This is a genomic window from Avibacterium paragallinarum (genome assembly GCF_900450705.1).
Taxonomy (GTDB): domain Bacteria; phylum Pseudomonadota; class Gammaproteobacteria; order Enterobacterales; family Pasteurellaceae; genus Avibacterium; species Avibacterium paragallinarum.
In genome coordinates this window covers 12276-25116 of record NZ_UGHK01000001.1, presented here as the reverse complement: position 1 = coordinate 25116, position 12841 = coordinate 12276, and the positions used below count along the sequence as shown (strand labels likewise).

At 40.2% G+C, this 12841-nt stretch carries 23 protein-coding genes; 9 read left to right on the top strand and 14 right to left on the bottom strand.

The features are described from left to right. Positions 1 to 19: 19 nt before the first annotated feature. The 11 genes from DXZ23_RS00185 to DXZ23_RS00140 form a co-directional block, all read right to left on the bottom strand. Positions 20 to 202, bottom strand: coding sequence for a type II toxin-antitoxin system HicA family toxin (locus tag DXZ23_RS00185; protein WP_017807138.1), 183 nt, complete (start codon positions 200 to 202; stop codon positions 20 to 22). Between the two features lie 595 nt (positions 203 to 797). Beyond that, positions 798 to 1061 carry a hypothetical protein gene (locus tag DXZ23_RS00175; RefSeq protein ID WP_017807136.1) on the bottom strand — a complete coding sequence of 88 codons (264 nt, stop codon included), beginning with the start codon at positions 1059 to 1061 and terminating at the stop codon, positions 798 to 800. 216 nt (positions 1062 to 1277) lie between these two features. Then, the gene (locus DXZ23_RS00170) at positions 1278 to 2093 is read right to left on the bottom strand and encodes an N-6 DNA methylase (protein ID WP_017807134.1); all 816 of its coding nucleotides are present in this window, start codon (positions 2091 to 2093) and stop codon (positions 1278 to 1280) included. Then, positions 2090 to 2635 (bottom strand): phage N-6-adenine-methyltransferase, encoded by a 546-nt coding sequence (locus tag DXZ23_RS00165; RefSeq protein ID WP_017807133.1) that lies wholly within the window; start codon positions 2633 to 2635, stop codon positions 2090 to 2092. The genes DXZ23_RS00170 and DXZ23_RS00165 overlap by 4 nt, the downstream gene beginning before the upstream one ends. Before the next feature lie 323 nt (positions 2636 to 2958). Then, positions 2959 to 3126, bottom strand: coding sequence for a hypothetical protein (locus DXZ23_RS15285; RefSeq protein WP_021723678.1), 168 nt, complete (start codon positions 3124 to 3126; stop codon positions 2959 to 2961). Positions 3127 to 3170: 44 nt separating this feature from the next. After that, positions 3171 to 5057, bottom strand: coding sequence for a replication endonuclease (locus DXZ23_RS00160; protein ID WP_051052691.1), 1887 nt, complete (start codon positions 5055 to 5057; stop codon positions 3171 to 3173). 21 nt (positions 5058 to 5078) lie between these two features. Then, positions 5079 to 5357 carry a hypothetical protein gene (locus DXZ23_RS00155; protein ID WP_017807132.1) on the bottom strand — a complete coding sequence of 93 codons (279 nt, stop codon included), beginning with the start codon at positions 5355 to 5357 and terminating at the stop codon, positions 5079 to 5081. Between the two features lie 12 nt (positions 5358 to 5369). Next, positions 5370 to 5576, bottom strand: a complete 207-nt coding sequence (locus DXZ23_RS00150; protein WP_017807131.1) for a hypothetical protein — start codon at positions 5574 to 5576, stop codon at positions 5370 to 5372. Beyond that, complete coding sequence (locus tag DXZ23_RS00145) at positions 5560 to 5925, bottom strand: hypothetical protein (protein ID WP_017807130.1); 366 nt, start codon at positions 5923 to 5925, stop codon at positions 5560 to 5562. The genes DXZ23_RS00150 and DXZ23_RS00145 overlap by 17 nt, the downstream gene beginning before the upstream one ends. Beyond that, the gene (locus tag DXZ23_RS15280) at positions 5912 to 6058 is read right to left on the bottom strand and encodes a hypothetical protein (RefSeq protein ID WP_158529138.1); all 147 of its coding nucleotides are present in this window, start codon (positions 6056 to 6058) and stop codon (positions 5912 to 5914) included. Before DXZ23_RS15280 ends, DXZ23_RS00145 begins: the two co-directional genes overlap by 14 nt. After that, complete coding sequence (locus DXZ23_RS00140) at positions 6027 to 6539, bottom strand: hypothetical protein (protein WP_017807129.1); 513 nt, start codon at positions 6537 to 6539, stop codon at positions 6027 to 6029. Before DXZ23_RS00140 ends, DXZ23_RS15280 begins: the two co-directional genes overlap by 32 nt. A 249-nt stretch (positions 6540 to 6788) precedes the next feature. On the opposite strand from DXZ23_RS00140, the gene DXZ23_RS15190 reads away from it, so the two are divergent. Further along, positions 6789 to 7235, top strand: coding sequence for a hypothetical protein (locus DXZ23_RS15190; protein WP_123797038.1), 447 nt, complete (start codon positions 6789 to 6791; stop codon positions 7233 to 7235). 70 nt (positions 7236 to 7305) lie between these two features. On the opposite strand, the gene DXZ23_RS00130 is transcribed toward DXZ23_RS15190, so the two are convergent. Both DXZ23_RS00130 and DXZ23_RS00125 read right to left on the bottom strand, forming a co-directional pair. After that, on the bottom strand, positions 7306 to 7533 hold the full coding sequence (locus tag DXZ23_RS00130) for a hypothetical protein (protein ID WP_017807127.1): 228 nt from the start codon (positions 7531 to 7533) through the stop codon (positions 7306 to 7308). A gap of 9 nt (positions 7534 to 7542) precedes the next feature. After that, positions 7543 to 7713 (bottom strand): hypothetical protein, encoded by a 171-nt coding sequence (locus DXZ23_RS00125; protein WP_017807126.1) that lies wholly within the window; start codon positions 7711 to 7713, stop codon positions 7543 to 7545. Positions 7714 to 7857: 144 nt separating this feature from the next. Between DXZ23_RS00125 and DXZ23_RS00120 the strand changes: the two genes are divergently transcribed. The 6 genes from DXZ23_RS00120 to DXZ23_RS00095 all read left to right on the top strand — a co-directional run bounded on the left by DXZ23_RS00120 (position 7858) and on the right by DXZ23_RS00095 (position 10542). Further along, positions 7858 to 8250 (top strand): helix-turn-helix domain-containing protein, encoded by a 393-nt coding sequence (locus DXZ23_RS00120; RefSeq protein WP_017807125.1) that lies wholly within the window; start codon positions 7858 to 7860, stop codon positions 8248 to 8250. 2 nt (positions 8251 to 8252) lie between these two features. Beyond that, positions 8253 to 8534 (top strand): hypothetical protein, encoded by a 282-nt coding sequence (locus DXZ23_RS00115; RefSeq protein WP_017807124.1) that lies wholly within the window; start codon positions 8253 to 8255, stop codon positions 8532 to 8534. Positions 8535 to 8634: 100 nt separating this feature from the next. Next, positions 8635 to 9027: a S24/S26 family peptidase gene (locus DXZ23_RS00110; protein ID WP_017807123.1), complete on the top strand. Its 393-nt coding sequence runs from the start codon at positions 8635 to 8637 to the stop codon at positions 9025 to 9027. Next, entirely contained in the window at positions 9027 to 9236 is a 210-nt protein-coding gene (locus tag DXZ23_RS00105) for a hypothetical protein (protein WP_017807122.1), read from the top strand. Before DXZ23_RS00110 ends, DXZ23_RS00105 begins: the two co-directional genes overlap by 1 nt. After that, positions 9226 to 9516, top strand: a complete 291-nt coding sequence (locus DXZ23_RS00100) for a type II toxin-antitoxin system RelE/ParE family toxin (RefSeq protein WP_017807121.1) — start codon at positions 9226 to 9228, stop codon at positions 9514 to 9516. Before DXZ23_RS00105 ends, DXZ23_RS00100 begins: the two co-directional genes overlap by 11 nt. A gap of 6 nt (positions 9517 to 9522) precedes the next feature. Beyond that, positions 9523 to 10542, top strand: coding sequence for a phage integrase (locus DXZ23_RS00095; protein WP_017807120.1), 1020 nt, complete (start codon positions 9523 to 9525; stop codon positions 10540 to 10542). A gap of 233 nt (positions 10543 to 10775) precedes the next feature. Here DXZ23_RS00095 and DXZ23_RS00090 read toward each other — a convergent pair whose 3' ends face one another. Continuing rightward, positions 10776 to 11867 (bottom strand): tyrosine-type recombinase/integrase, encoded by a 1092-nt coding sequence (locus DXZ23_RS00090; RefSeq protein WP_021723689.1) that lies wholly within the window; start codon positions 11865 to 11867, stop codon positions 10776 to 10778. A 320-nt stretch (positions 11868 to 12187) separates the two neighbouring features. Between DXZ23_RS00090 and DXZ23_RS15735 the strand changes: the two genes are divergently transcribed. Together DXZ23_RS15735 and DXZ23_RS00080 are read left to right on the top strand one after the other, a co-directional pair. Then, the gene (locus DXZ23_RS15735) at positions 12188 to 12316 is read left to right on the top strand and encodes a hypothetical protein (protein WP_256593687.1); all 129 of its coding nucleotides are present in this window, start codon (positions 12188 to 12190) and stop codon (positions 12314 to 12316) included. A gap of 243 nt (positions 12317 to 12559) precedes the next feature. Beyond that, positions 12560 to 12838, top strand: a complete 279-nt coding sequence (locus tag DXZ23_RS00080) for a hypothetical protein (RefSeq protein WP_021723691.1) — start codon at positions 12560 to 12562, stop codon at positions 12836 to 12838. Positions 12839 to 12841 lie beyond the last annotated feature (3 nt).

The window sequence follows — 12841 nt, the reverse complement described above, 5'->3', positions numbered from 1 at the left end:
ATATTGTTCTGAAAGGGGGCTATTTTAGCCCCGCTTGTTTTAAGATTGAATTTACTGTTTTTATGTGTAAATCTTTTTTCGGGTGTGGGATGGTAACGCGTCCTTTCTTCGTGGGATGCTTAAATTGGTGATGGCTTCCTTTCACTGATACAAGCACCCAACCATCCTTTTCAACCTGTTTTATCAAATTTGCACTGTTCACGTTTCTCCCTCTTTGTTATTTTATGGGGTTATTATAACCCTAAGTGAGGGGTTTTGCAAGAATTTCTAGGGTCATTAGGGTTATTTTTTATAGAAATGAGATATAGATCATAAAAATTGTCTAAGCGGTTTTGCTTTTTTATGAGCGTCGTACTGATTTTATTTTCTATAATCACAAAAAGAGAAAGGGCTGCATTCTCTGATAGGAATTACTTGTAAACTATTTTCATATTTCATAGCTAGATAAATAGTACATAATAAAAGTAACACACCAAAAATAAATTTTAATATAGTCACTATAAATTTAATGATATTTTTAATCTTATACATTATTTCTTTTCCCTAATAATATAATTCTTTTTATAAATATTTTGCATAATATTAAAACGATAATCTGACATAAACCCTTTATTAAAATAGTAGGTTGTTTTGTGTTTACCCGTTTTTAAATTAATCCAATAAATTCTATGGCTTTCTGATCCTATCTTGCTGTAACTAATATCCCGATAATTTTCATAAGAAACGGGATACCATAGTCCGAATAAAAAATATTTTAATTTCTTGAGCATATTTCCACTCGCATTTATTATGATTGATTAATCTTTAAATAAATTATTAAAAGCTAATTGCGTTTCTTGAAATTTATCTCCACTGATTAAGCCAAATTCATTTAATAACAAGTGCCACCAATATTTATAAGCAATAAACCATTTCAAGAAATCTGATTTATTCCCCATTAATAAATCTACAGGAATTTGGCAAAAAATGATTATATGAAATAAAATTAATAAAGAGAGAGCAAGCATAGCAGCGAATAGATTTAATAATTTATTTAATAGTTTCGTGAAACGTTCTTTCATTATTCCTCCTATAACGGCATTGCCGCTAAATCTTCTAATTTAATATTCAGCGCCCCTCTTGCGCACGATGCACCCAGCGGGGCAAATCTCTTTGTAGTTTCAAAAATAAATAGTCATCATCAAAAAACTGGCTATCTATTGCGGCGTATTGTGTACCAACTTTACCATCGGATTCGAGCAAACCCACTTGCCCCTTGGTCGCTGATAGCTGAACAATTATTGTCCCCTTGCGGTAAATTTTGTTTTTTTTTTTACGCGTTCTATCGTGGCGACATCTTCCAATTTTGCCCCTTCGTGAGGTTTGATTTCCTTTTGCGGTTGTTCTTTATATTCTGTATTAATAATCAGTGGTTGGCGTTGCATTGGTAAAGTGTGTTTGCCAATAACAAGACCACTTTCAATGTGCTTAATTTCAGGTTCAAGCCAATTTTGAATATTAAATTCCTTGGCAATATCTTCAGAGTGCGGCATTACGTTAATATCTGAAAAGCACATACAGTCATCTTTGCTGTTTTGTATAAAATATATTTGCTTTGCCTCACGTTCTAACGTGTTACCGTGAATCACGATGGCATTCATTCCCCGCAAGGCAAGATTATGTAAAAGATAGGGGATAGCATTGTCCGCAAGCTCTTCGCACAGATAAAAATAACGATGCGGGGCATAGCTGAAAATCGTTTCTTGCATCATATCGGAATACCATTTTTTAATAATTAAAGAGCCTGTGCCAGCAGTGGGATCATAAGCAGTGTAGCCGTTAGGTTCTGACATTTCTCCATTAGTGAGAATGCTCAATAATTCCGCAACAGCATTGGGTGTGTAATCTTGTTTATTGCTTTTTCGCTCGGCGGCATATTGTTCAAAATAATCCTTAAAGGTATCGCAAGAAACATCGTGATTTTTTGCCAATAATCGGCGGTAAAAATCTTCTCTTTCGGATTTCTTGAACAATAATTCTTTCAAGTAGCTTTCAAATTCGCTGTGTTGTGTAATTGGGCGATCGGCACATTGATAAAAATCTTGATAACTCATTGGCGATACCCCTGTTCAGTCGCCCATTGATTCCCAATTTCACGGATTTCTTGCATTGGAACATAAGTAGTAGTTCTTGGTGCAAGACGATTGGTGTTTGGGGTAAATAGCACCAACATTTGCCCTTTGCTGTTGCCTTTGGTTTCTTTTCCTGTGCCATTGTGAATAAATGGGATTCTTCCGCGTGTGATAAATACCACCCAACTTGCATACTTGACGCAACGTTCAAACCATTTTGTTGAATTGTCCGCATTGAGTAACATCACCACCACTTTATTATGTTGTTGGCTTTGCTCAATAGCACGCTCAACAAACGGCAAGGGATTGGAATAAGGCGGATTGCACCAACAAAAACACCCGTTCCAGTCTGTAAGTAGGGTGTTTTGTTCAGGGCTGATGTATTTTTTCACTTTCTTGTTATGTGCCATTGCACACACATCAAGATCAAACTTGATCCCGAAGTAGGCTTCGGCAAACCAAAACACCCACCAGGGTGTTGCCCATAGGTATTTATCTTGCTTCTTTGTATTAGATTTATTCATAATTATTTCCTATTAGTTGAATTTGATTAATATCAAGAAAATATATCCCAAATTTTTTGTAAAACGCCACTCGTGTCAGACGTAACAGCCTGAACAGGTTGCTTCGTTTCAATGAGGTTTATTTCATCATTGATAAGTTCTATCGAATATTTACGGTTTAAAATTTGCCTATTACCTTTCAATATCCAATTTATTTGTCGATCATTGAGTGGTTTTGCTATCGGTCTTACTACTTCTTTGATCCTTTGCTCTAAATTTGACCGTTCTTTAAGGTTACAGTTACTGACACAAGTCCAAGGGCGGGCAAGCCCGCCTAAGTTAGCCTAGCTACGCTCGTGGGGTTTGGTGTGGCGATTTGGATCACCTTTCTTAATCACCCATTTTTTAAGACGGGTTAAAATCGGTTCAGCTAAGGAAAAGGCATTTTTTACCCCCTTAATTATTTTCCGTGTTTCGTTGTAATGGTTCGGCTCGCTGGTTTCATAGTGCATTTTGAGCGGGTTATCTTTCCGCTCACTTAAAAAACCGTTTGGCGTTAAGCAATCGACAAACGCCGCATAATCGCCACGTCGGCACAAGTTACCGCACGAGCAAGGGTGCGATCGTCAAATTGCCACGCTTTCGGATAAGGCTTTGCTTGTGAGTGGGATAACTCAAGGCTTAACTGATTGCTGTAACCTTGGGCTTTTTGGTTGCGTTCTTCTTTCGTTACTTGGCTCGCAAGGCGACGTAATTCACGCCATAACGTAACGAACTTATCGCCGTAGAATTGGAATTGACGTAAATGCCAACAGCTCGCCCACGCTCTCGCACGGGCGGCATTATCTTTTAATCGCATTTCTGGATCTTCATCTGAATATTCATCATCAAGGGCAAAGCCGTTGATATTTTTTGAAATGTATTTGGCAATATAGCCCGTTGGCGTACCTTTCGCGGGATCGCATTCTTCCACCTTACAGCGGTGTTCGTCTGCCCCTCGCTCGTCCCCATCTTCCTCAAGGGCTTTCAAGCGAAACAGGCGGATCACTTCGTCTTTATGCTTCGGTTGGATATAAAGCAACAAATGCCAGTGCGGCGTGCCGTCGTGGTGTGGCTCGGCGACACGCATACCGTAAAAGGCAATGCGACGCTTTTTGAGTAAGGCACGGAAGCGTTTCCATACCTTATTCAAATAGCTCTGCGTTGTCTTTGGTGTTGCTCCGTTATATTTTTTATTTTTCGCTCCGCTTTCGTGGTGTGAATGGTATTTGCTCGGGGCGGTTAAGGTTAAAAATAACGCCATATGCCCTTTTTCCTCCGCCCACTCTTCAATGCCGCGTAAACGGTTCATCAGCTCTTTACGACGTAACGCGGGATTACTGGAACTTTTGAAATACATATCGAACAGCTCGGCTTGTTCGGCGGGGTCGTCAATATTTTCTACGATCATTTGCTTCAAAAAATCGTGATTTTTCTTGATTTGATACGTCCACTCTTTGAAGCCCTCGTTAGAAATATATTGAGCCAACCCACGACGCACGCCACCGCACGCAATGGCGATATGTTCTACCATTTGCTTTTGGGTGGTTCGCATACGTTTAAACCAATATTTTTCGCACGCCATACGGCAAAGAGCGGCATCAATAATTTCCCCTTTCAGTTTCTTAGCGTTTTTGTGACTTTCCCAATGGTTCATCGGGAAGCCGATTTTTTCGCAGAGTTCGCCGCATTGTTGGTAGAGCTTAAAAAAATGTTGCTGAATTTCCACCGCACTTAATGGCTCGCCTTGGTGCTGTTTCGCAATGCGTTGCACATAGTCATAATGATGTTGGCTAAAGGCACGGGCTAACTGGTCGGCAAGGGTTTTTAACTTGGTTTCTGTGAGCAAATAAAACGGCACACTGGCTTTATTGCGTTGTTGAGCATACCAGCGAGCATAGTTTTGAGCGGTTTTCTCGCTGTCATAGTCTGCTTCAAAGGCTTTTTTGTATTTCTCGTTTGCTGCACTTACCTTGAGATCAAACAGCAAATCTTCTAACCATTTCGGGTTTTTCCCCTGAAAGGCAAGCAACCCCTCAAGGTGAATAGGGTATTGGCCAAACACCAACTCCAACCGCCCGCCCAAAGCACGCAGCCAAGTATTGGCGTGATAACGTTGCTTATTGCCACAAGCAAAGGCAATCGACCCATCATCTTTTACACTGCGATATTCCCGCAAATACAAATGGCGAAAATGCTCACGCAACCTTGCTCGGGGGAATTGTTTTAAAAAGGCTTCGACAAATTCATAGTCTTCTGGCACGGTTTCAAACAGATCTAACTGTGCAGCGGTAAGCTGTTCATCGGGATCGCGTTGCGGTTTATAGGGAATAGGTGGCGACACCTGAAAGAAAGGTTCAGGGCGATTGCTCGCGGTAGAATTGTTAGAAGGAAGTAATGACATCACAACCGCCCTGAAAATAGATTATTGACTAACTGATAACGCTTTGATTTCTTTAATTTCGCCTAAAATGGCTTGTAACGTGCTTGCACAATCACGCAAGCTATTCACGTCCTCATTGTTTAACTCGCAATGTTCAAGGGTTTCAACCACCGCTTCAAAGTTACGGCAAAGTTGCACTTTTGACCGTTTCCACACGCCTTCATCGGTTAAATCAAGCTGATACAAAATAAAGCCATTATCACTAAAGACGATTTGATAACGGTTGGAAAGCTCAATAATGTGTTGATGTTGAATTGTCATTGTGGTTTCTCCTTAATGAATAACGCGTGCTAAACGTATTAGGCTGACTAAATCCGCCGCTTGTCTTCGGCATTGTGCCGCTTTGTTTAAAAAGTATTGCTTTCTCGCTTTATCGCGTTTTGCATAAGTTAAAAAGGCGTTATGGCTATCTACCCAATAAAACATCGCCCCTTTTGCCACATTGATATTCAAACGGCTCAAATTAATTGTGTGTTGCATTGTATTTTTCCCTTGTCATTAACTGATCTTGTGTGGTGTAGGTTTTTAACGTGCTGAAATCGGGTAACTGATTGGCTAACGTCCGTATTCGCCACATTGCCCTTGCAATTTTTCTATAGCCTTCGTGAGTGTAATTTTCTAAGCGTAAATCAGACAAAAAAGGCGTTTTTAAATCCCCGCTCTCTGTGCCTGCAAGGGCAATCACACAACCCTTTTCGGGTTGAGAAAGGCGATTAAAGGCTTTGGTTATCGGATCTTTATCTCCTAACACGTTACGGCAATAGGCGATCCCCCTTTGATTGACTTCTTTCGGGGTTGGGATAATCGTAGGAAATTCAGTAAATGCCATTCTCAATTCTCCAAATTTGCACAGCGACAAACCTCGCTTTCTGCCCGTTAGGGCAAGTGGTAATAAGCCGTTTCCCTAACGGGGTGATTTCTATTTTTCCTTTAGTCTGAGTGGATTGGGTGCGTTTTTTCATTGTCAGCCCCTTTGGTTTTACTGTATCCTTGCGTATAAATTTCAACTAACTCACAACTTAACTTAAAGAGGTCATCATATGTCTGTTCCCCAAAAGCAAAACGCTCAAACACAGCAAGTACGTCTAAACGAGCTTGAGATGAAAGTGGCATTTTTGGAAACGCTGAATCGCTCACTGGTGCGGGCGTTGGTTCGTTCTGAATCTCTTGATGACGTGTTTGACGTTTTTGAGCAAGAGATGCTGCACGCTCTCGGCGAAGTTCACGAAAAAGATGTTTTGTTAGCGGAAATCTTTGATCGCTACTTGGCTGGGGTGTTGGGTGAGAAGAAACAGGATTAATCGCTTGCTTAACTTCCTCAATGGCTTTTCTCACTGCGGAAAGCTCATTACCCGTTTTTTGATTAATAATGGTTAATGTTGTCAGGGTGTAGCTTGATGCTTCTAATTTAATATAAATTTCACGTTGATTTAATTTTTTCATTTTCTCCACCTTATAAATTTTCTTTAAAATCCCACCGCACTTTGATGAGTGCGGTTTTTCCATTCTATTAACCTAATTGATCGACATAAAATTCAATAATGCCTCTCAACCTAACCAACAGCTCCTGCCTTCTCGGTTTTTTAATCACTTGAAAACGTTGTGCCGCCTCCGTTAAGATAAGTAATTGCAACAGCTCAACAATCACATTCGTTGTTTTTACATTTAACGCATCAAGTAGAGGGACAAATAATGCAATATGACGATATGGAGAGATTTCACCCTGCAATGGCAGACCAAGAGAGCCAACAACCGACACAAGAGGAAAAAAAGCAACAGGATATTCACCCCGACAACGGCTACTGCTTGTTGGAATGTTTTTGCAAGAGTTGCCTTGCAAGCTCGCAAGCGGATCGGCTTTCTGAAAATAACATTCAGCAACTTTACCAATTAGGGCTTGAACTGAAATTATTTCAGCCTGCGGATTTTGCGTTTCATCTTCGCCGTTTAACGGGCTTGTTAAATCAGTTGCACCGATCCCAACAAGCCGATCAACTCGCCGTGCTTGCACTTGCAATAGATCCAAGGCTAGAACGGGATATACCGCTAAATCAGCAAATTCGTAACGCCCGTGCGAAAAGGTTAGCAAGCAACGATTATTATCAGCGTAAGAATGGGTTTGCTGATGATGTGTTTTAACGTTTAATTTTTCCATTTTCTCCACCTATAAAATTATCAAAAAATCCCACCGCACTTTGATGAGTGCGGTCTATACCGTGCCGCCTAGTCGCTGACTGGCGACCATATCGATAAAAAACATACTTCTTCCCGTTTCGCGTTCACGGATTTTTAACCTTTTCTTCTCAATGGCATAAGTTACTTGACGCTCTGATTTGTGATAAAGTGCGGCGAACTCCCTCACTGTTAAAAACCGTCTTGCCCTTAAATTGGCTTCAAGTTCTGGGGTCAGTACCAATTCTTCTTTACGTCTTCCCATTGCCCCCTCCTATTCCTGCACTGGGTTTAACTCAATGCCTCGGGCTTTTAGGGCATCTTCAAGCAAGATGTTCACCATATTGGTGACTTTGCGGCGTTCTTCTGTTGCAAGGCGTTGCACTTGCTCGTTCACCGCACGGGTTAGCCGAATTAACGGCGTTCTTTTTGCTGGTCTTTCCATTGGAAACACTCCCTTTTTGTGCTATGTTGTTACTGTTGTAACCAAGTATTTATTTGGTTGCTTTGGTTTATTTATTTACATTCTAAATGTGTTTTGATGAACTGTAAACATTAATCTATGAACCTTTTACTGAGAGATTAAAAAATGAACAACACAGAAATCATCGAAAGAATGAAAATTATTGCTGCTGTGAAAGAAGATCAGGAATTAGCTGAAATTCTAAATATTAAAAAATCCACTATATCCAACTGGAAACGAGGTACTGCAATATCTATTGCTTATTTTTCTTTTCTTTCACAGAAATACGATGCTGATTTGAATTGGTTATTGACTGGGCAGAAAAAAGACCAAGAACTCTCAACCCAAGAAAAAATGGCGTTGATTGCGTTTAATGATTTGGATGAAAGGGGGAAAGTGGAGGCGATTGCGTATATGTCGGGCATTCGCAATAAGGCGACTTCAATTTCTCAAATAGTACAAGGATCTTCTAATAATGTGGTTGGCACTGGAAATATTCATATTATGAGGGAAGAATAAAAATGTCTGACAAAATTGAGCAAAAAGTGCAAGGAAATAATAACAATATCCTTGGCAAGAATGGAGATATAAAAGTAATTCGTTCTCCAGTAAAGGTTCCTATTTTTTATGAATTTCAGAATACTTGCGTTGATAGTATAGATGTCAGTAGTGAAATTGAGTATTACTTAAAAAATGGATGGGAATTAATAGGATCAGAGCCAATTAATGGTGTTGTTAGAAGGCGTGAAAAAATACTTTATTCCCCAGTCAAGTTAAGATTTAGAAGAACAATTAGTTCTTAAAATTTGAAAAAACACAAGAGAAAGCGCTTTACCAAGCGGCAGCGTTGCATCTTTATGAAACAGAACGCCGTTTGGTGCAAAAAACGTAAGGAGTTTGAAGATGTCAAACAAGGCAGAGCGAGGCTTACCAAGCATAGATTTTCTTGCTGATATTATTCAGTGCGAAGCCCTGAAATTGGTGGGTGGTGAACTTTTGCCAATACCGAGCCAGCTGTTTAACAGGGCTTTTCTTCCCTCGCTTAAATCCGTTGATGATTATCAGCAGGTTTTTTGTCTTTTTGATCGAAATCAAACTTTTTTTCTTGTGCCGCCTTTAGGCAATCTCATTGATGGGTGTTATTTGATAAAAATAGGTGGCGTTTATGCCATTCGTCATTTAACCCTTTTACCAGATGATAAAGTGATGATCGATTTTGAGCAATTTTTCACCTCGTGCCGTCGTGATGAAATTGAAATCATCGGCAAAGCAATTTTAAAAATGGAGAAGATGTAATGAAAAAATTAATGTCCCTTGCAATAAAAGAAGAGGGCTACGATGAATTTTTAGCTGAACAAATTGCTAAAGGCATTGCGGAGATTGAAGCGGGCAATGTGATTGAGCATAGTGATTGGTTGGCTGGTATTAATCAATTTACCGATCAGTTAATTATGGAACTTGAGGAGGCAGCACAAGAAGAGAATAGTTTATTGTATGCCAGCTAAAAGATTGATTGTTACCCCCAAAGCGGATAATGAAATTAAATCTATTTTGGCTGATGTTCAGGCGTACACGGGTTCAATCCCAAGCCTTATCAAATTAAAAAATGCCTTTATTGAGCGGTTTAATTTGATCGCCTCTTTTCCCAAAGCGGGGAAACGTCGAGATGACGGCACAAGAGAAACATTTTGCCGCCATTATCGTATTGTTTACCGTGAATCTGATGATTGCATTGAAATTATTACCGTGATTCATTCACGCCGTAGATATCCGCAAGATGAATAGTTAAAAATGGCAGTTCGTAAGGATTTAAGCAAAGGCAGCAAGTGGCTAGCTGACTTTTACCAAAACGGTAAACGCATTCGCAAATGGTTTTTAACCAAGGGCGAGGCGTTACGTTATCAAAATCAGCACAGCCAAGAAAATGATGAGCTAGCGGATATTGAGCTGGTAACGCCAGACGATGATAGCCCTACACTGAAAGAGTTAATCAAAGAATGGTATGAGCTACACGGGCAAACTTTATCAGACGGTGAAAATCGTTTAAATAAGTTGCTTAACCTTGCCACAAACTTAGGCGATTTAAAAGCCAACGCCCTAAGCAAAGAAACTTTTGCGGAATATCGTAAACAACGCCTTGCGGGGAAATTTTCTAAAAACCCAAAACGCCCACCGAAAGAAGCCACGGTAAACCGTGAACACGCCTATCTGCGTGCCGTTTTTAATGAAATGCGTAATCTAGGTAAATGGAAAGCGGGAAATCCGTTGGAGGGCGTACGCTTATTCAAAGAGGCTGAAACGGAACTTGCTTTTTTGTATAGCGATGAGATCGAGCGGTTATTGATTGAATGCGATAATTCCCGTAATAAAGATTTAGGGCTAATTGTGAGAATTTGCCTTGCAACGGGGGCAAGATGGAGCGAAGCAGAACAGCTTACGCAATCGCAAATAATGCCTTGTAAAATTACTTATACCAACACAAAATCTAAGAAAAATCGCACAATCCCAATTAGCAAAGAACTTTATGATATGTTGCCTAAAAAACGTGGGCGTTTATTTAATGACGCTTATGAAGCATTTGAAAATGCGGTGGAGCGTGCCAACATTGACTTACCAAAGGGGCAATCTACCCACGTTTTACGCCATAGTTTCGCCAGTCATTTTATGATGAACGGGGGTAATATCCTTGTACTAAAAGAAATACTAGGGCATTCCACTGTTGAAATGACGATGCGTTACGCTCATTTCGCCCCATCTCACTTAGAAAGTGCAGTAGCACTCAACCCATTGTCTAACCTAAAAAGGGATTGATTTTTTCAAAATCCCTTGTTCTTTTTGGTGTCTATTGGTGTCTATTTTTGTGTAAGATTGTTTATCTTTGTTTAAGATTGTTTATTTAATTTATCGATTTATCAATAACTTATTGATTTTATTTGTTTTTAAAAAGGATTTAAAATCCCTCGACTTTCGAGTCGTGGCGGTTCAAGTCCGCCCTCGGGCACCATTAAGGATTTAGTATTAAGTCGTAAGTTAATCCTTTCAAATCAGTAACTTACGGCTTTTTTCTTTTCTGGCTCTCCCTCCAAAATATCATTTTCAGCGTCAAGTTTTGTAGTGTCTAAAATGCACTTTGACGTAAGTTTGACGTGATTTGCGTAGCTCAGTAAATGGTCGGCATTAAGATGGGCATAGCGTTTTACCATCTCAAGTGTTTCCCAACCGCCTAGCTCTTTTAAAACCATCAATGGTGTGCCATTTTGAACGTGCCAACTTGCCCAAGTGTGGCGTAAATCGTGAAATCGAAAATCACTGATGTTGCACTTTTTAAGTGCCTGATTAAAATCAGGATAGCTAATTTCTTTGATTTGCTTATCTCGTCCACGGTGGAACACATAACGAGAGAGGCGTTGGGATTGCCGTTTTTCGATTACGGCTAAGGCATCTTTGCCGAGCAATAAGGATCTTGCACGCCCTGATTTGGCAACATCGCTACTGACAATGGCAATATTGCGAGAAAGATCTATTTTATCCCAGGTCAGCGATAAAATTTCAGTCATTCTTGCTCCTGTTGCTAATGCAAAAGTGCAAACGTCTTTCATCCACTCTAATTGCAATGCGTTGATCAAGTTCAGGGCTTGCGTTTGTGTGATCCATCTTACCCTGACTTTTGGCTCTGCATTGCGTGGTACATAAGGGATATGGTCGATCCAGCCTGCTTTTTGTGCAAGCGATAACACTCGCATTATAGAGCTACGGTAGCGGTTTTGTGTGGATAATGATAGTTTTTCTCCCGTACTGATTTTGTGGGTGGGGAGATTATTGACAATATCATCAGTTGTTAAAGAGCTAAGCGTTCGCCCTGCCAGCACAGATCGCCAATATTCCGTATGGCGGATTTTGGCATTGAGATTTTTTTGCCCTTTTGACGACTCAAGAAACCGCACAAGGGCTTCCTCGATGGTTCTTTCAGGCTTTTTATTGAGCTGTTCGACTTGCCAATATTCGTGTTTTAGCTTGTCGTGTAGCTCTTGGGCTAATTGTTTTTTAGTTGTTTGAGCAGAGCGTCTAATTCTCTGGCCGCTCGGTGTGGTAATATCGATTTGCCATACACCGAATTCATTTTTTCTGATCGGCATAATTTCTCCTTATCGCCGACCTGATCGTCTAATCGGCAAACATTGTGCGTTTTTTGCCGTTTTTGATCAAGCGTTGTTTTACTGACTCGCCATACCCGTGATCCTTCCATTTGAAAAAATCCCCAATGAAAGCGATGAGCATAAACTGCTCCATAGCTCATTTTGAGTTTACTGGCGACCTCTGAAATTGTTAGGGTTTCTTCCATATTCCCTCCAATAAAATAGGCTTTTTAGCCTTAGGTTGCATTTCTGGTAATCCCTATCTCATCTTCAAATGCCAGCAATCGCACGGCTTGAAGTTGAAAGGTGTTCTGTTGCAAATGGCATTCATATTCGCTAAGCAAAAAGCTATCTTTCTCTACCTTAATACCAATATCACGATCTTTGAAAACGATCTAGACATCAATAAAGGTGAATGCGTCCTCAAGGGCGTTGCCTCGCCTGATTGAAGCCGTCCGCGAAAAATGAGAAAAGCATCCACATAACTTGAGAAAAAAATTTCCCACGTTATGTGGATTTTTTTATGATATTTAAACGCTATTTAAACCGCTTTTAAACGATGCTGAAATAGACCTCCATACCTCCCCAGCTACATTGTTAGCCAGCCAGCTTAATTACCCGCTTATTTCCCCTTTACTCCTCGTCCCCAACGAGCAATGATGCCCCCAACATAAAACAACAGGGACATAAAAATGAAATTTAATACACGAGAATTTATTCAACACTTAACCACCAGACTTGAAAACCATCACGGCTTTAAAAATAGGGAATTTGTGCAAGGGAAACGCCGCTTTCAAGTCCGTCAAGATAGTTATCAAAATGAGCCAACAATTTATTTACTTTATATGCCACAAGGCACGCTGGTTGAACACTCTGAACATTGTCGCCAACGCGTTTCAATCGAGACTAACTTTGACATTGTCGCCCAGCAAATCGCTGACAAAATCGCAAACATTTTAAGAGGGAAATAAACA

Coding starts and splice junctions, on each gene's coding strand:
- DXZ23_RS00175 (WP_017807136.1), bottom strand. CDS start 1,061: ATGAAAGAACGTTTCACGAAACTATTAAATAAATTATTAAATCTATTC.
- DXZ23_RS00170 (WP_017807134.1), bottom strand. CDS start 2,093: ATGAGTTATCAAGATTTTTATCAATGTGCCGATCGCCCAATTACACAA.
- DXZ23_RS00165 (WP_017807133.1), bottom strand. CDS start 2,635: ATGAATAAATCTAATACAAAGAAGCAAGATAAATACCTATGGGCAACA.
- DXZ23_RS15285 (WP_021723678.1), bottom strand. CDS start 3,126: ATGCACTATGAAACCAGCGAGCCGAACCATTACAACGAAACACGGAAA.
- DXZ23_RS00160 (WP_051052691.1), bottom strand. CDS start 5,057: ATGTCATTACTTCCTTCTAACAATTCTACCGCGAGCAATCGCCCTGAA.
- DXZ23_RS00155 (WP_017807132.1), bottom strand. CDS start 5,357: ATGACAATTCAACATCAACACATTATTGAGCTTTCCAACCGTTATCAA.
- DXZ23_RS00150 (WP_017807131.1), bottom strand. CDS start 5,576: ATGCAACACACAATTAATTTGAGCCGTTTGAATATCAATGTGGCAAAA.
- DXZ23_RS00145 (WP_017807130.1), bottom strand. CDS start 5,925: ATGGCATTTACTGAATTTCCTACGATTATCCCAACCCCGAAAGAAGTC.
- DXZ23_RS15280 (WP_158529138.1), bottom strand. CDS start 6,058: ATGAAAAAACGCACCCAATCCACTCAGACTAAAGGAAAAATAGAAATC.
- DXZ23_RS00140 (WP_017807129.1), bottom strand. CDS start 6,539: ATGAAAAAATTAAATCAACGTGAAATTTATATTAAATTAGAAGCATCA.
- DXZ23_RS15190 (WP_123797038.1), top strand. CDS start 6,789: ATGCAATATGACGATATGGAGAGATTTCACCCTGCAATGGCAGACCAA.
- DXZ23_RS00130 (WP_017807127.1), bottom strand. CDS start 7,533: ATGGGAAGACGTAAAGAAGAATTGGTACTGACCCCAGAACTTGAAGCC.
- DXZ23_RS00125 (WP_017807126.1), bottom strand. CDS start 7,713: ATGGAAAGACCAGCAAAAAGAACGCCGTTAATTCGGCTAACCCGTGCG.
- DXZ23_RS00120 (WP_017807125.1), top strand. CDS start 7,858: ATGAACAACACAGAAATCATCGAAAGAATGAAAATTATTGCTGCTGTG.
- DXZ23_RS00115 (WP_017807124.1), top strand. CDS start 8,253: ATGTCTGACAAAATTGAGCAAAAAGTGCAAGGAAATAATAACAATATC.
- DXZ23_RS00110 (WP_017807123.1), top strand. CDS start 8,635: ATGTCAAACAAGGCAGAGCGAGGCTTACCAAGCATAGATTTTCTTGCT.
- DXZ23_RS00105 (WP_017807122.1), top strand. CDS start 9,027: ATGAAAAAATTAATGTCCCTTGCAATAAAAGAAGAGGGCTACGATGAA.
- DXZ23_RS00100 (WP_017807121.1), top strand. CDS start 9,226: ATGCCAGCTAAAAGATTGATTGTTACCCCCAAAGCGGATAATGAAATT.
- DXZ23_RS00095 (WP_017807120.1), top strand. CDS start 9,523: ATGGCAGTTCGTAAGGATTTAAGCAAAGGCAGCAAGTGGCTAGCTGAC.
- DXZ23_RS00090 (WP_021723689.1), bottom strand. CDS start 11,867: ATGCCGATCAGAAAAAATGAATTCGGTGTATGGCAAATCGATATTACC.
- DXZ23_RS15735 (WP_256593687.1), top strand. CDS start 12,188: ATGGCATTCATATTCGCTAAGCAAAAAGCTATCTTTCTCTACCTTAAT.
- DXZ23_RS00080 (WP_021723691.1), top strand. CDS start 12,560: ATGAAATTTAATACACGAGAATTTATTCAACACTTAACCACCAGACTT.